General features: G+C 39.4%; 12 protein-coding genes and 3 tRNA genes. 7 read left to right on the forward strand and 8 right to left on the reverse strand.

The window, feature by feature from the left end; genetic code table 11:
* Window positions 1-51 precede the first annotated feature (51 nt).
* Window positions 52-1773 carry a thiamine pyrophosphate-dependent enzyme gene (locus J678_RS08190; protein WP_031955668.1) on the reverse strand — a complete coding sequence of 574 codons (1722 nt, stop codon included), beginning with the start codon at window positions 1771-1773 and terminating at the stop codon, window positions 52-54.
* A gap of 254 nt (window positions 1774-2027) precedes the next feature.
* Between J678_RS08190 and J678_RS08195 the strand changes: the two genes are divergently transcribed.
* A complete protein-coding gene (locus J678_RS08195; protein ID WP_002052213.1) occupies window positions 2028-3311 on the forward strand; it encodes an O-acetylhomoserine aminocarboxypropyltransferase/cysteine synthase family protein in 1284 nt (427 codons plus the stop codon).
* Between the two features lie 274 nt (window positions 3312-3585).
* Window positions 3586-4476 (forward strand): SDR family NAD(P)-dependent oxidoreductase, encoded by an 891-nt coding sequence (locus J678_RS08200; protein ID WP_004711613.1) that lies wholly within the window; start codon window positions 3586-3588, stop codon window positions 4474-4476.
* 68 nt (window positions 4477-4544) lie between these two features.
* On the opposite strand, the gene J678_RS08205 is transcribed toward J678_RS08200, so the two are convergent.
* The 3 genes from J678_RS08205 to J678_RS08215 form a co-directional block, all read right to left on the reverse strand.
* Window positions 4545-6734: a bifunctional SulP family inorganic anion transporter/carbonic anhydrase gene (locus J678_RS08205; protein ID WP_031953444.1), complete on the reverse strand. Its 2190-nt coding sequence runs from the start codon at window positions 6732-6734 to the stop codon at window positions 4545-4547.
* Between the two features lie 340 nt (window positions 6735-7074).
* Window positions 7075-7716, reverse strand: a complete 642-nt coding sequence (locus J678_RS08210; protein ID WP_050456738.1) for a hypothetical protein — start codon at window positions 7714-7716, stop codon at window positions 7075-7077.
* Window positions 7717-7793: 77 nt separating this feature from the next.
* Window positions 7794-10145 carry a Tex family protein gene (locus J678_RS08215; protein ID WP_002052244.1) on the reverse strand — a complete coding sequence of 784 codons (2352 nt, stop codon included), beginning with the start codon at window positions 10143-10145 and terminating at the stop codon, window positions 7794-7796.
* 655 nt (window positions 10146-10800) lie between these two features.
* Here J678_RS08215 and ompR point away from each other — a divergent pair.
* The 5 genes from ompR (at window position 10801) to J678_RS08235 (ending at window position 15308) form a co-directional block, all read left to right on the forward strand.
* Window positions 10801-11565, forward strand: coding sequence for a two-component system response regulator OmpR (gene ompR, locus J678_RS08220; RefSeq protein ID WP_000060753.1), 765 nt, complete (start codon window positions 10801-10803; stop codon window positions 11563-11565).
* Window positions 11566-11582: 17 nt separating this feature from the next.
* On the forward strand, window positions 11583-13040 hold the full coding sequence (locus J678_RS08225; RefSeq protein ID WP_031955667.1) for an ATP-binding protein: 1458 nt from the start codon (window positions 11583-11585) through the stop codon (window positions 13038-13040).
* A gap of 51 nt (window positions 13041-13091) precedes the next feature.
* Window positions 13092-13196 (forward strand): hypothetical protein, encoded by a 105-nt coding sequence (locus J678_RS22930; protein ID WP_079377474.1) that lies wholly within the window; start codon window positions 13092-13094, stop codon window positions 13194-13196.
* 35 nt (window positions 13197-13231) lie between these two features.
* On the forward strand, window positions 13232-14746 hold the full coding sequence (locus J678_RS08230; protein ID WP_031955665.1) for an acetyl-CoA hydrolase/transferase family protein: 1515 nt from the start codon (window positions 13232-13234) through the stop codon (window positions 14744-14746).
* 130 nt (window positions 14747-14876) lie between these two features.
* Window positions 14877-15308: a GNAT family acetyltransferase gene (locus tag J678_RS08235; RefSeq protein ID WP_002052234.1), complete on the forward strand. Its 432-nt coding sequence runs from the start codon at window positions 14877-14879 to the stop codon at window positions 15306-15308.
* A 170-nt stretch (window positions 15309-15478) separates the two neighbouring features.
* On the opposite strand, the gene J678_RS08240 is transcribed toward J678_RS08235, so the two are convergent.
* The 4 genes from J678_RS08240 to J678_RS08255 all read right to left on the reverse strand — a co-directional run bounded on the left by J678_RS08240 (window position 15479) and on the right by J678_RS08255 (window position 16447).
* A tRNA-Phe gene (locus J678_RS08240) sits at window positions 15479-15554 on the reverse strand.
* A gap of 126 nt (window positions 15555-15680) precedes the next feature.
* Window positions 15681-15756, reverse strand: a tRNA-Phe gene (locus tag J678_RS08245).
* Between the two features lie 126 nt (window positions 15757-15882).
* Window positions 15883-15958: transfer RNA gene (locus J678_RS08250), tRNA-Phe, on the reverse strand.
* 105 nt (window positions 15959-16063) lie between these two features.
* Complete coding sequence (locus J678_RS08255; RefSeq protein WP_002052206.1) at window positions 16064-16447, reverse strand: GNAT family N-acetyltransferase; 384 nt, start codon at window positions 16445-16447, stop codon at window positions 16064-16066.
* Window positions 16448-16470 lie beyond the last annotated feature (23 nt).

Raw genomic sequence — 16470 nt, forward strand, 5'->3', positions numbered from 1 at the left:
ATGCATTTTTCGCTTATTACACTGCTTGAAGATGAGTTCTTCTACATAGATTTATTTAATAAAATTATTGACTAACAAATTTTTAACATCATCTACCCGACCCGACATTAACGCTTTAATCGCATAGAGAGAGGTTGAAGAAACCTGATTCAGGTTAGGATCTGGCGGCATTACCAGCTCCATCGGATTGGTATGCACATCGAGTAAAGCAGGACCATCGTGTTTTAAAAAACTTTCCACTGCCTGTTCTAACCCGTTACCATGCGTTATCGTTTGTCCATGCAAACCAATTACGCGAGCAAGCTGACCGAAATCAGGATTGAGCAGGTCAGTATAATGGTCGAGCAAACCTTCCACTTTTTGTTCAAGCTCTACAAAATTGAGCGAACTATTATTAAATACCACAATCTTGATTGGCAGCTTTTCTTGAATTGTGGTGAGCAGATCTCCCAGTAACATGGCTAAGCCACCATCTCCACATAATGCAATGATCTGGCGGTTCGGGAATGCTTTTTGGGCTCCAAGTGCCTGCGGCATGGCATTGGCCATAGTGCCATGTAACAAACTGGTAAAGGTTCGACGTTTTCCATTTACATCAATATGCCTTAATACCCATACCATCGGTGAGCCACCATCTCCGAAGAAAATTGCATCTTGATCTGCATAACGGTTGAGTAAAGACACCAGATATTGTGGATGAATCAGCCCATCTTTACCTACCCGCTCTTCTTTACGTCGTATTTCATCGCTCTCATGTTTCAACGCAAGACAATGATCTAGAAAATCACGCTCATGACGTGTTTCAAGCAGTGGCAATAATGCATCGAGTGTAGATGAAATTTTACCCACGGCACCTAATGTAATCGGATGGCGACGCCCCAAATGGGTCGGATCAATATCAATTTGCAAGATTTTGGCATGACTTGGATAATACTGTGCCCATGCAAAATCGGTACCTAGCAAAATCAGCAAATCGCAATCCATGACGGTGTGATAACCCGCTTTATTACCAAAAATACCCGTCATGCCCATATTGTATGGATTGTCGTATTCGACAAAATCCTTAGCACGTGAAGTATGTGCTACAGGAGCTTTTAACTTCTCTGCAAAAGCCACGAGTTGGTCATGCGCATCCTCACACCCAGCACCCGCATAAATTCCAATTCTTTGATGCTGTGAAATCAACTGAACAATCTGGTTGAGTTCGGACTTATTCGGCAAAATATCGGGATCTGTTTGGCGCGGTACAAAGGGTAGACCCGCCTCAGCTGACGCTGCACTGATATTGGCAGGAACAATGACCACCGCGACACCACGTTTGGTCAGCGCAGCCTGACACGCCATGCTCATAATATGTCTGGCTTGTGAAGGTTGGGTAATCTCTTCACAAAAAACCGAATTTTTTGCATAAACCGATTTAAAATCGACATATTGTGGAAAGTCGACAAATCCTGCCATCTCGGTAGAAATCTGGCTTGCAATCAAAATTACAGGCGCACGATTACGATGCGATTCATACAAACCATTAATGAAGTGTAGGCTTCCTGGCCCACACGATCCTGCACATGCCGTCAAGTGACTACTGAGTAAAGCATCTGTACCGGCTGCAAAACCACCAACCTCTTCGTGGCGCACATGAATCCATTCAATTTTACTCTTAGACATGGAGTCAGTGACATGGTTTAAGGTGTCACCCACAATACCGTAGCAACGTTGAACACCTGCTTGTTCCAGCACCTCAATGATAATATCAGATACTTTTTGAGTACTCATTAGTTCACTTCTCCAGCTTTTTTATCATGAATTGAATTACTTGTACTTTTATAGTGTTCTTGCAGACGGCAGACCGCCAGTAAGTTTTTGTGGCGTTCTCTCAACTTCATGTAAATTTAATTGAGTGATTCGAAAAAAATAAAATAAGCTCTTTTATACTTAAAAATGCTGAACTTTACATAAAAATATCTAAATCATGAATAAAGAGTATGCTAAAAAATCTGGATTATTCTTTAACCACTTCGATGATAACAATGTCAAATACATACCGAGACGAAACCTTAGCCATTCACGCAGGCTACACTCCTGAAGCAACAACAAAAGCAGTAGCTGTTCCAATTTATCAAACAACTTCATATGCATTTGATAATACCCAACACGGTGCAGACCTTTTCGACTTAAAAGTTCAAGGCAATATTTATACCCGTATTATGAACCCGACCACTGCTGTGCTTGAGCAACGCCTTGCTGCTCTCGAAGGTGGCATTGGTGCTCTAGCTTTAGCATCCGGAATGGCAGCAATTACCTATGCCATCCAAACCATTACTGAGGCGGGAGACAATATTGCTTCAGTCTCAACTTTATATGGCGGTACATACAACTTATTTGCCCATACGCTGCCAAAACAGGGAATCGAAGTTCGCTTTTTCGATTATCAAAAACCCGAAAGCTTACGTAACTTAATAGACGATAAAACTAAGCTTGTTTTTGTCGAGTCAATTGGTAACCCGCTCGGCAATATCATCGATTTAGAAGCAATTTCAAAAATCGCCCATGAATATGGTGTACCTGTCGTTGTCGATAACACGGTTGCCACCCCTGCTTTATTAAAACCATTTCAATATGGGGCTGATATCGTTATCCATTCGCTTACTAAATATATTGGTGGTCATGGTAATAGTATTGGCGGTGCAATCGTCGATAGCGGTAAATTTCCTTGGGGTAAATATCCAGAACGTTTTAAAGTTTTGAATACACCCGACCCAAGCTATCATGGTGTGAACTATGTCGAAGCATTAGGTGAGGCAGCTTATATTGCACGAGCTCGCGTTGTGCCATTACGCAATACAGGCGCAGCTATTAGCCCGCTCAGTGTTTTCTTAATTTTACAGGGTCTCGAAACTCTAAACTTACGCATTGAACGTCATACTGAAAATGCTCAGAAAATTGCGGAATATTTGCAAAACCATCCGAAAGTAAAATGGGTCAATTACGCAGGCTTAAAAGATCATCCACAACACCAACTTGCGCAAAAATATGTAAAAGGCAAACCTTCTGCAATTTTATCTTTTGGCGTTCAGGATGGCCGTGAAGGCGGTACTCGCTTCATTGATGCATTACAGTTATTTACCCGTCTTGTGAATATTGGCGATGCGAAAAGTTTAGCTTGCCACCCTGCAACCACAACTCACCGCCAGCTCAATGAACAAGAACTAAAAGCTGCCGGCGTAAGTGAAGATATGGTTCGCCTATCTATTGGTATTGAGCATGTAGATGACCTAATTGCCGATTTAGAACAAGCACTTTCATCTGTATAAATTTTAAACTCATCTATCAAGCCTCTGGAATATAGAGGCTTTTTTATTTTTTAAGTCATTTAACCATTAAAAATAATTGATGGATTAGGGTAATAATTTAGAGTTTTTACTCTAAATAAATTGTTAAATTTCATATATTTACACACTAGACAATTTTTAAACATCTATTAAGATAGGGCAATATTTAGGAGTTCATCAGGATGAACCAACGGTTGTAAAAATAAAAATTACATACCGGAATAAATAGCCCCTGCCCCTACTTAGGTAAAATGCTGTGAATAAAAAATTAGAAGCTCTGTTCCAGGAAAAGGTACAAGGTAAAGTCATTTTAGTGACAGGCGCCTCAAGTGGAATCGGTTTAACGATTTCCAATAAACTTGCTGACGCTGGTGCGCATGTTTTACTGGTTGCCCGTACTCAAGAAACATTAGAAGAAGTCAAAGCAGATATTGAAAGCCGTGGCGGTCAGGCATCAATTTTCCCATGTGATCTGAACGACATGGAAATGATTGATCAGGTTTCTAAAGAGATTCTAGCTTCTGTCGATCATATTGATATTTTAATTAATAACGCTGGTCGTTCTATTCGTCGTGCTGTTCATGAGTCTTATGACCGTTTCCACGACTTTGAGCGTACCATGCAATTGAACTACTTTGGCGCTGTGCGTTTGGTTCTTAATATTTTACCGCACATGATTCAACGTAAAGACGGACAAATTATTAATATTAGCTCGATTGGTGTATTGGCAAACGCAACACGCTTCTCGGCTTATGTCGCTTCTAAAGCTGCACTTGATGCATTTAGCCGTTGTCTATCTGCCGAAGTTCATGCACATAAAATTGCAATCACCTCAATTTATATGCCTTTAGTGCGTACTCCTATGATTGCGCCAACTAAAATTTATAAATATGTACCGACTCTATCACCTGAACAAGCAGCGGACTTAATTGCTTATGCGATTGTGAAACGTCCGAAACGTATTGCCACAAACTTAGGCCGTTTAGCTTCTATGACGTATTCGGTAGCACCTGGCATCAACAACATGTTTATGTCGATTGGTTTCCGTCTATTCCCAAGTTCAGATGCAGCAAAAGGTAAAAAGACTGAGAAACTAAATTGGGCACAAAAAGCTTATGCACGTCTTTTCCCTGGTGAGCATTGGTAATCCGCCATATTAAGGTTATTTAAAAATAAAAAAGCGCCTCTCATTAGGCGCTTTTTTATTAATCCTATTTAAGTATCTAAAAATTCAACATGCCCTGTTTTAACATCATAAATCGCACCAATAATTGCAATCTCACCACGATCTAGCAGGTCTTTCAGTACTGTGCTGTTATTAATAATATATTGAATATTGTAGTGAACATTCATTGCTGTCACCTGATTAATAAAAGCTTTGTTTAACTCACGTGGCTGCATAATGTCATATACACTTTCTACCGAACGCATGAGTGGGCCAAGCACATATTGAATATGCGGCATTTCTTTGACATCAGAAACTTGCTTTTGCTGTAAACGTAGCTGACATGCACTGGTCACTGCACCACAGTCAGTATGGCCTAAAACTAAAATGACTTTTGAACCTTTTGCCTGACAAGCAAACTCAAGTGAGCCAAGTACTTTTTGACCTGCAATATTACCGGCAATCCTTAAACTAAATAGATCACCAATACCTACATCAAAAATCATTTCAGTTGGAGCCCGAGAGTCCATACATCCCAACACGGCAGCAATTGGGTGCTGACCTTCATCTGCGGTGACACGAATTTGACGGTAAATATCACGTTGTAAACGTTCATTTTTTACAAAGCGTTCATTACCTTCTTTAAGTAGAGTAACGACCTGCTGCGGACTTAATTTGCGCTGTAGATCTCTCGTACTAATGTAAATATCCAAAACTGCATCATCCACCTCTTCATAGTGCTGCTTAAATCCAATAAGCTTAAGATCGACTTGGCGTTTAACTGCCGTCTCATTTTGATAGTCTTGAATGACCTGATAGATATCGGGATCAATCGAATCACATTGAGTGGCATCAATAATCAACTGCTGATCTTTATGAACATGCTCTAATGCAGAAATGAGCGCTGAACGATTCAGAAAAGTGACCTGTGATGGAAGCTCAATACGCGTCACAATTCCATGTAAATGCTTTTCTTTATATACGCGAACTCCTTTATTAAAGTTGCCATACAAAATAAATGCACTACTGGTAAATAGACCTACCAAAATTCCGGTTAACAAGTCTGTCAGTAAAATTGCAACGAGAGTGATAATGAAAGGTAAAAACTGTTTCCAGCCTTTTTGATAAAGCTGTTTAAATAATTTTGGATGAGTCAGTTTAAAACCAGTCACAATTAAAATCGCTGCGAGTGCAGACAATGGAATCATGTTCATGAGTTGAACAAAGAATAAAACAGCTAGCAGCAATAATATGCCGTGAATAATCGTGGAATATTTACTACGTGCGCCTGTATTTGCATTTACAGAACTGCGGACAATGACTGATGTGACTGGCATGCCGCCAATTAAACCTGAAACAATATTCCCCGCACCTTGTGCCCACAGTTCACGGTTAGGTGGAGATGAACGCTTTTGAGGATCAAGTTTATCCGCTGCTTCTAAGTTTAGTAATGTCTCTAAAGACGCCACAATCGCGAGTGTAATTGCTCCGGTATAAATTAATGGTTCAGCCAGATAGCTAAAGTCTGGAAAAACCAATACCTCTTCTGGTGCTTGTAATATATTTGGTAGTTGAATCAAATTATTGGTTTGGACTGCCCAAGATGAACCAATATTCATTAAAACAAAATTTAAAACTGCAGCAATGACCACAGCAATTAAAGCTGAAGGTAGTGCTAATTTTTTAAGTGGGCTGCTGTCCCAAGCTAAAATTAAAAATAAGCTCAGCAGTCCAATCAACGCCGCGCCAGTGTCAAACTTTTGGATAAGCGTATCTGGTGTAGCAGTCCAAACGTCTTTCCATGAAAAATCAGTCAACCCAAATAAATACGGTAGCTGAGTCACAATAAGAATGGCACCAATGGCAGCCAGTAATCCTAAAATGACATTGTTTGGAATAAAGTTGGCAAAAAAACCTAACTTAAATACACCAAACAGAATTTGTAAAATTCCTGCAAATACAATACACAATAAAAAGGCGGCATAATTGCCGCCTAATTGATCGAGTTGTACAAGGATGACCGCAGTCAACCCTGCTGCTGGGCCAGAGACACTGATGTGAGAACCACTCAGCAGGCCAACAATAATTCCACCAACAATTCCGGCAATAATACCAGAAATGATTGGAGCACCTGAGGCTAAGGCAATACCTAAACATAAAGGTAAGGCCACGAGAAATACGACCACTCCCGAAAGGAGATCGTTTAAATGAAATCTATTTTTCAGTTCTAAAGCCGGCATAAAAACAACCATTTATAATATAAAAAAAACAATCAATTTTTAATATAACTGCCTGAAAGTGATGAACTTACCTCAAGGCTTTATCGATATTGTCTGACATCGGTAAAGGGTTAAAGTTGAGTTATGCTATAACGTTGTATAGTTGATTGTAGATTTCACACCGTTTTTGTTGATCTTAAGATTCACCTCATCTTTACCACTGTGATTTTTTAATAAATACTCATGATTAACTATTCGTAAATATAACTACTGGTACAACAACTTATAGATTTGGAAAGTTGAATAAGATACGAAAATGCTTAAGTACATTAATCTTTATTAGATAATTTTTATTTTAGATTTATAAAATATAGCCTATCCAAACTTTATCTGTTTCAACAATATAATATTCATCCCCATCAATTCTTTTTACTTCTCGATATTTCTCAATTACATTGTTATTAAACCATTTTTTTGTATCTTGATAATTTTTTTGAGTCTTATAGTCATCAGGACTACCAAGCCAATCTTTCTCATATAACGTTATTTCTACTTTCTTCTCCCAATTGACTTTCTCCATCATATCGTTCACTTCTTGCCACTCGACTATACTTAAAGAAGTTTCATCTAATGGTTTTTCAAAAAGATTTTGATAATGTTCAATTTTTTCACCAATTACGCAAACAACCTGTGACCGCTTCAAATCATTTTCAAATAACCATATTTTTAAATAATAAGCTTGATCTAAGAAATCTAATTGTTCTTTCCATGACATGTATATTTGGAGCAAACCATTAAAAAATAATTCCTTATATATACCTTGAGGCTGTGGATACTGACTATTTGTCAGAGATAACCTATCCCATGGGTCTACCCAAAACTTTACATATTCACACTGATATCGCTTTAAATATGCAATATCAAGGTCAAGATGATCATCAATCCACTGTTTAATTTTTCTAATACGTCTTTTTTCTCCACGAATTTTTTTATATTTAATCATTACTTATCCTATTATTTCCACATAAAAAAGAAGCCTATCGAGATAGGCTTCTTTAATCAAATTTTTAATCCAGTAGTTTATTTAGAACCTTTAATTCCTGCTTGTAGTAACAATGCACCAAAACCACCAATTTTTTGTTCTTGTGGTTTTTCTTGTTTGCTACGTTGTGGACGTTCAACCTGATCTTTACGTGGTTGTTGAGGACGCTTACCTTGCGGCTTACGCTCAGAACGCTGTTCGTTATTTTGCTCACGACGCGGTGGACGCTGTGCCTTAACAGGCGCGGCACCTTCTGCACGCATACTCAAGTTCACACGGTTACGCTCAGCATCAACTTGCATCACACGCACTTGTACGATTTGACCTGGTTTTACCACTTTATGCGGGTCAGAAACGAATTCATTCGCTAATTCAGAAATATGAACTAAACCATCTTGGTGTACGCCAATATCAACAAAGGCACCAAAATTCGTCACATTCGTTACAACGCCTTCAAGCTGCATACCTTCAGTCAACTGAGCAACTTCAGTAATGTCTTCACGGAATTTAGCTGTGCGGAATTCTGGACGTGGGTCACGTCCTGGTTTTTCAAGTTCTGCTAAAACATCCTGAATAGTCGGCAAACCGAATTTGTCATCAACAAACTCTTCTGCTTTCACCTGACGAATAATTTCAGTATTACCAATAATGTCTTTAACAGTTGTCGCTTTTGCTGCAACAATTTTCTCGACAAGACCATAACTTTCAGGGTGAACAGCAGAAGCATCTAAAGGTTCAGAACCATTTTGAATACGTAAGAAACCAGCTGCTTGTTCAAAAGTACGCTCGCCTAAACGTGGTACGCTTTTCAATGCTTGACGGTTATCAAAACGGCCATGTTCTTTACGGTATTCAACGATTTGCTGAGCAATCGCTTTATTTAAACCTGCAATGTAAGCCAAGATTGCTGGTGAAGCAGTATTTACATCAACACCAACAGCGTTCACACAGTCTTCTACCACTGCATCAAGCGTTTTTGCTAAACCAGTTTGGTTTACGTCGTGTTGATACTGACCTACACCAATCGATTTCGGGTCAATCTTCACAAGTTCAGCAAGTGGATCTTGTAAACGGCGCGCAATAGACACTGCGCCACGAATTGAAACATCAAGCTCTGGAAGTTCTGCTGCAGCAAGTTCACTTGCAGAGTAAACAGATGCACCTGCTTCGCTTACAGTCACACGTGTTAATTTAAGGTCTGTATTTGCAGCCATCATTTCTGCAACTACAGCTTCTGTTTCACGGCTCGCAGTACCATTACCAATCGCAATAAGCTCGACATTATATTCACGGCATAGACGTGCAAGCTCAGCAATAGAGCCTTCTTTGTCTTCTTTAGGCGCAAATGGGTAAATCGTGCTGTGAGCAAGTACATCACCAGCATCGCTTACAACAGCCAGTTTCACACCAGTACGAATACCAGGGTCAACACCCAAAGTCGTACGGCTACCCGCTGGTGCAGATAACAATAAATGACGAAGGTTTTCAGCAAATACCTGCATTGCTTCTGCTTCGGCAGCAAGGCGTTTTTCTGTCAGTAATGAATGCTCGATTTGAGGACGAACTTTACCTAACCAGAATAATTTTGCAGTTTGCTTCAAGAAGTCTTGGCGAGCTTGTGGCTGAATTTGATCTAGGTTGTATTCAGTTTCAATACGTGCCAATGGTGCATCATCTTCACCATCTACTTTTAAACCAAGTACGTTTTCTTGACGGCCACGTAACATTGCCAATAAACGATGAGAAGGTAATTTGTTGAGGCCTTCAGAAAATTCAAAGTAATCGCGGAACTTTTTGCCCACTTCTTTCTTTTCTTCAGAAGCAACAGTACTTTTTAGCACTGCTGTTTTTGCAAAAGTCGCTTTTAATTCTGTAGTAAGCGCAATGTTTTGTGCCCAATCATCAATCAAAATATGCTGGATTGCGTCTAACTGACTTTCTACATCTGGGTAGTCTTCATGACTAAAACCAGCTAATGCTTCTGTCGGATCAATTTGTTCTGAAATAATTTTTTCGGCAATTGGCCCCAGACCCGCTTCTTTCGCCTTGAAAGACTTGCTCGTACGTTTAGGACGGTACGGCGCATAAATTTCTTCTAAAGCATTTTTTGTTTCGGCTGCATTCACCCGCGCCAACAAGTCATCATTCAATTTATTCTGTTCTTGCAATGACTGAATGACCTTTTCACGGCGCTCATATAAATCACGTAAATACGCTAAACGAGTATCTAATTGGCGTAACTGCGTATCATCTAAACCTTGTGTTACTTCTTTACGGTAACGGGCAATGAATGGAACACTGGCACCTTCATCAATTAAGCGGATGGCAGCTTCTACTTGGTTTGGACGTACGGCAAGCTCACTTGCCAACTGCTGAACTAAGTCAGTCATCGTGTTTGATCCCACAAGGATAAAGTTTAAAAGCACTGATTATAAAGACCAAGACTATAAAATCCACACTTGTTTGCGTATTCAAAACGTTTTTTTGTATTGACTGTGAATTTTTCACATTCTTTACTTCATAAAAAACGTTTTAGCTATTCATTTTGGTCTTCAAACCCATATTTTACTTTTTAAAAAATCTGAAATTTATAGGATATCCGTTAAGTAAAATGAAATTTTTAATATAAATTACGAGAAAATGAACATATTGATACAGTATCAGAATGAACAAAATTATAGTTTTTCTTATCTGTCTAAATAGATTATTAAGCTTTAATATTTGAATGAGTTCTCAACCTCTTAGAAAATAAGCTTTAAAAAGCAGCGTTGATTTTTAAAATAATCTATTTGAAACAATTATTTATTAAAATTTAATCGAATAGAATTTAACGAGTGACCGAATGCTTGGTTTTTTCTTTAAGGCTTTGCTAAATTATGGGCATAAGATGTTGTTTTTTGGTTTCAAGCCCCTACGAAAATTGTAATTTTGAGCAAATTGATACATAGTCTTAACAAGAACATCGGCATTATACTGAGGGCTTGTTGGCAATAAGCCTAACCGATCCAATAATATATAAATTATGACTTTAAAAGGGAGTACATCATGAGTTTAGTTGTACCTGCTGAACATCCTGAAACCGTACATAACGAAACGGATCGTGTCGAACGCATTTTAGTGGTCGATGACGATGTGCGTTTACGTACCCTCTTGCAACGTTTTTTGGAAGATAAAGGCTTTGTTGTAAAAACTGCCCACGATGCCTCACAAATGGATCGTTTATTACAACGTGAGTTATTTTCACTTATCGTACTCGACTTTATGTTGCCCGTTGAAGATGGTTTAAGTATCTGTCGTCGTTTACGTCAGTCAAACATTGATACACCTATTATTATGCTAACTGCACGTGGTAGCGACTCTGACCGTATTGCTGGTCTTGAAGCTGGTGCAGATGACTATTTACCGAAACCATTCAACCCAAATGAGCTTTTAGCACGTATTCGCGCAGTATTACGTCGTCAGGTTCGTGAAGTTCCGGGTGCTCCAAGCCAACAAGTTGAAGTGGTTAGCTTTGGTCCATGGTCTTTAGATTTATCTACACGTACGCTTACTCGTGAAGGACAAATCGTTACTTTGACCACGGGTGAGTTTGCCGTATTGAAAGCATTGGTACAGCATCCACGTGAACCGTTAACGCGCGACAAACTTATGAACTTGGCTCGTGGCCGTGAATGGGGTGCAATGGAGCGCTCAATTGACGTTCAAGTGTCTCGTCTACGTCGTTTAATTGAAGATAACCCAGCACGCGCACGTTATATTCAAACGGTATGGGGTGTAGGTTATGTATTTGTTCCAGATGGTGCTGAATAAGCTTGAGATAAATTAGAGTGAGTTTAGAGCCAATACCACCGCAAAACTTTACCGACTACGTTGCGTATTCAGAGCGTAAACGGACGAGATGGGAACGTTTTCTCGACAAAATTAAGCCACGTTCTGCTGCCATGCGTACCACAATTTTGGTACTGCTGGTGGTGTTCTTTAGCCTCTTTATGTCATTGTGGTTTTTTTGGCGAACCCTCTATTTACCCGAAATTCAACAGCATGCCCGTTATTTGGCTGTTGAACTCGAGCTAGTGAACAACCCTAATATTCGTATTTTTCATCGCGATACCGAAGTTGATGTTGACACTTGGTTGCGTAATCGGGTTGGCATTGAATATATAACCGATCCTAAAGAGTATCCAAGCGTTCGCGATAAAGTCATTGCGGAGTTTTTTACCAACCAAGTTGAACAAAAACTTGCAAATGAAATCGGCGCAAAAGACGTTACAGTTTACTTCCAGTTTAAACCTAGCCCACGCATCTGGATTCAAACACCAGAAATGCATGGCAATTGGGTTCGTGAGCCTTTAAAAACCTATGCAAACTATAGTCCTGAGCTATTAATTGGTTGGGTTGTGGGTGTGCCATTAGTTTCGGCCATCATTATTTTAATTTTGATTCGTCAAATGAACCGTCCATTACGTCGTTTGCAAAATGCTGCCAACGAATATAGTAAGTCTGGAACAGCACCATATTTAGATACTAACCATGGCCCTTTAGAAATTCGTCAGGTAAACCAAGCATTTAACCGCATGGTGTATACACTTGAGCAGACCGAGCGTGAAAGACGGATTATGCTAGCGGGTATTTCACACGATTTAAGAACCCCGCTTACACGTATTCGTTTAACCGCTGAAATGTTGCCTGATGAATTTCTACGTGAAGGTTTGATCTATGATGTAGATGATATGGATGCAATTTTGAATCAGTTCATCTCGTATATGCGGGATGGTTCAGATGAAGAATTAAAAGACACCAATATCAATATATTATTGCAAGAATTAATTGTTCAATTTAAACCGCTTGATATTCGTTTTGAGGTGCAAGATGTTCCGATTATTCCTGCACGTAGCCTTTCTTTAAAACGTCTGATTGCCAACCTCATTAATAACGCAAAACGTTATGGTGCGGAGCCAATCGAACTCAGTGCAAAAGTTGAAAATGAACATATTTTAATTACGGTTGCCGACCATGGTGAAGGTATTCCAGAAGACCAGATTGAAGAATTAATGCAACCATTTGTAAGAGGTAACTCTGCTAGGACCATTCAAGGCAGTGGTTTAGGCCTTGCAATTGTTAAGCGTATTGTCGACATTCATCAAGGTGAAATTCAAATTCATAACCGTGAACAAGGCGGTTTAGAAGTGATTATTTCATTACCTATTCCAAAACCAGCGGCCGAAGAAAACACAACGCCAAATCCTTTGGAAAAAATTAAACAAACTTTAAGTGAGCGCTTCTAATTTGATCAATTGATCATTTAAAGCGCTATTTTAAAATTTATTAAATACTAAATAAATCAATGCATTAAAAGTCATAAAATAAATTTATACCGCCATTTATTTAAAAAATTAGACCTTAGCCTAACACCTATGCACTTTTCATTTTTTCATAGCTAAAATCCGGTATGTTTTGACAATATTGAGGATGTCCAATGTCTTTAAGTCGTATTCGCCTAGCTTCTCTTCATGACAAGGTCATCAGTGCTGAACAAGCTGCGCAATTCATCGAAAATGGAATGACTGTTGGTATGAGTGGTTTTACTCGTGCTGGCGAAGCTAAAGCTGTTCCTCAAGCACTTGTAGAGCTTGCAAAAAAAAATCCGTTAAAAATCACGTTAATTACGGGTGCTAGCTTAGGTAATGACTTAGACAAACAACTCACGGAAGCAGGTGTTTTATCTCGTCGTATGCCATTTCAGGTAGACAATACTTTACGTCGTGCGATTAACAACGGCGAAGTTATGTTTATTGATCAACATTTATCAGAAACTGTTGAGCAAATGCGTAACCAGCAACTTAAACGTCCAGATGTTGCGGTGATTGAAGCAATTGCAATTACTGAAGATGGCGGCATTATTCCAACAACTTCTGTAGGTAATTCTGCAAGTTTCGCAATTTTTGCCGAAAAAGTTATTGTTGAAATCAATACCTCTTTAAGCAAAAGCTTTGAAGGTTTGCACGACATCTATATTCCAACTTACCGTCCAACACGTACGCCAATTCCATTAACAAAAGTGGATGAGCGTATTGGTACAACAGCCATCCAGATCGATCCTGCAAAAATTGTAGGTATTGTCTTTAACGATACACATGACTCACCATCAACAGTCACTCCTCCAGATGAAGAGACTCAAGGCATCGCAAATCACCTGATTGCTTTCTTTGAAAAAGAAGTTGCTGAAGGCCGTTTACCTAAGAACCTTGGTCCATTACAAGCAGGGATCGGTTCAATTGCCAATGCAGTATTAACAGGTTTAAAAGATTCTAATTTTGAAGACCTCATCATGTACTCAGAAGTACTACAAGACTGTACTTTTGAACTCATTGATGCAGGTAAAATGAAGTTTGCTTCTGGTAGCTCAATTACCCTTTCAGCTAAATGTGGTGAGAAAGTTTTTGGCAATATCGAAGCTTACAAAGACAAATTAGTACTTCGTCCACAAGAAATTTCGAATCACCCTGAGCTTGTACGTCGTTTAGGTATTATCGGCATTAACACTGCACTTGAGTTTGATATTTACGGCAACGTGAACTCAACTCACGTATGTGGTACTAAAATGATGAATGGTATCGGTGGTTCAGGCGACTTTGCGCGTAATGCTCACTTGGCAATTTTTGTGACCAAATCAATTGCTAAGGGTGGCGATATCTCTTCTATCGTGCCAATGGTAAGCCACGTTGACCACAGTGAACACGACGTTGATATTTTAGTAACAGAGCAAGGTTTAGCAGACTTACGTGGCTTAGCACCTCGTGAACGTGCTCGCGCAATTATTGATAACTGTGTGCATCCGCTTTACCGTGATGCACTGAACGACTACTTTGATCGTGCATGTGCCAAAGGTGGTCATACTCCTCATTTACTTCGTGAAGCATTGTCTTGGCATGCAAACTTCGAAGAAACAGGTCAAATGCTTCAAGCGGCACCTGTTGCAAAATCAGCGTAAGCAATATATTTAATTTAAGCACTCCTACGGGGGTGCTTTTTTATTTGTTTAAATTATTCACAAACTACTGCTCAATTGCGTATTTTTATTTTATCTTTTCAATACATCAAAACAAAAAGTAGAAATCCATATGTTTATTATTCGTCAATTTACAAATGCAGATCTGGATGATGTGGTCAATTTATGGGAAAGCTGCGACCTAACCCGTCCATGGAATAATCCTGAAACCGATATATTTAGAAAAGTCTCACAACAGGATGATTTGTTTTTGGTTGCAATTAAAGATGAGCAATTAATTGGCACGCTCATGGGCGGCTATGACGGTCATAGAGGCTGGATTAACTATTTAGCTGTTCATCCCCACCAACAACGCTTAGGAATCGCTACAGCGCTTGTTCAGCAGCTTGAAAAGCGCCTTATCGCTCGCGGCTGCCCAAAACTTCAATTATTGGTGCGTAAAGACAATCTAAATGTGCTGAACTTTTACGAACAGCTCGGTTATGACGAAGTAGAAGCCGTATGTTTAGGAAAACGACTCATTAATGATAGTCCTCACGACTAAAGACAAATTTCAGTTGAGCCATTTCTAGAAAGTTCAAACATTGTTGGGGATAACTGAGTTTGCTTGTGGATAAAATGAGATTTATACACAAGTAAAGTCTTAATATTTTTTATTAAATAAATAGGCATGAAAAAAGCCCCATACTTTAAAGTGTGGGGCTTTTTTGAATATGGTGGCGAGACCCAGGATCGAACTGGGGACACACGGATTTTCAATCCGTTGCTCTACCTACTGAGCTATCACGCCGATGGCCTGTATTAAGCCGCATCTCAGAACAATAGTCAACAATTATCCTGAGTTTCTGATTTAAATGAGTATTTTTTATACTTAAAAAAAATCCCTGATGGGATCAGGGATTGAAAACACAAATAATGGTGGCGAGACCCAGGATCGAACTGGGGACACACGGATTTTCAATCCGTTGCTCTACCTACTGAGCTATCACGCCGATGGCCTGTATTAAGCCGCATCTCAGAACAATAGTCAACAATTATCCTGAGTTTCTGATTTAAATGAGTATTTTTTATACTTAAAAAAAATCCCTGATGGGATCAGGGATTGAAAACACAAATAATGGTGGCGAGACCCAGGATCGAACTGGGGACACACGGATTTTCAATCCGTTGCTCTACCTACTGAGCTATCACGCCGAAGTGGGCGTATTAAACAATGTTTATAAGAAGACGTCAAGCAACTTCCGTATTTTTTGTAACAAGTGTTTAATTTTAAATCACAAGTACAGTAAAAATAGAATTTTAACTATGCAATTTACCAATATGCGCTAAGCAGCGATGAATGGCACCACAGCCTGGCTCAAAAATTTTAACGCCTTTTGATTCTTCTATACGACAGGCTTCTTCTACCAAGCGCTCAGCTACCCCACGACCACGGTTAGCTGGGTGTACAACAATATATTCAAGTACCTTGCTTTCGCCTTGTCCTGAGCACCAGATTGCACCTATAATTTTGGTGTTAAATTCGGCAGTGTATAGCGTGGTATACTGCTGTAAATCTTGTTCAAGTTGTTCAATCGCATCGTGCCCGTCACCAAACTCCGGACTTGTGTCATACAGTCGCTCAAGCTGATCGCGGATCTCTGAATTATCTAGAGAACTATAAGCATGTACGGTAATAGGCATTGATTAACCCTCCTGAGCAAACT

This window comes from Acinetobacter sp. 1424608, from assembly GCF_000588255.1.
Lineage (GTDB): Bacteria > Pseudomonadota > Gammaproteobacteria > Pseudomonadales > Moraxellaceae > Acinetobacter > Acinetobacter nosocomialis.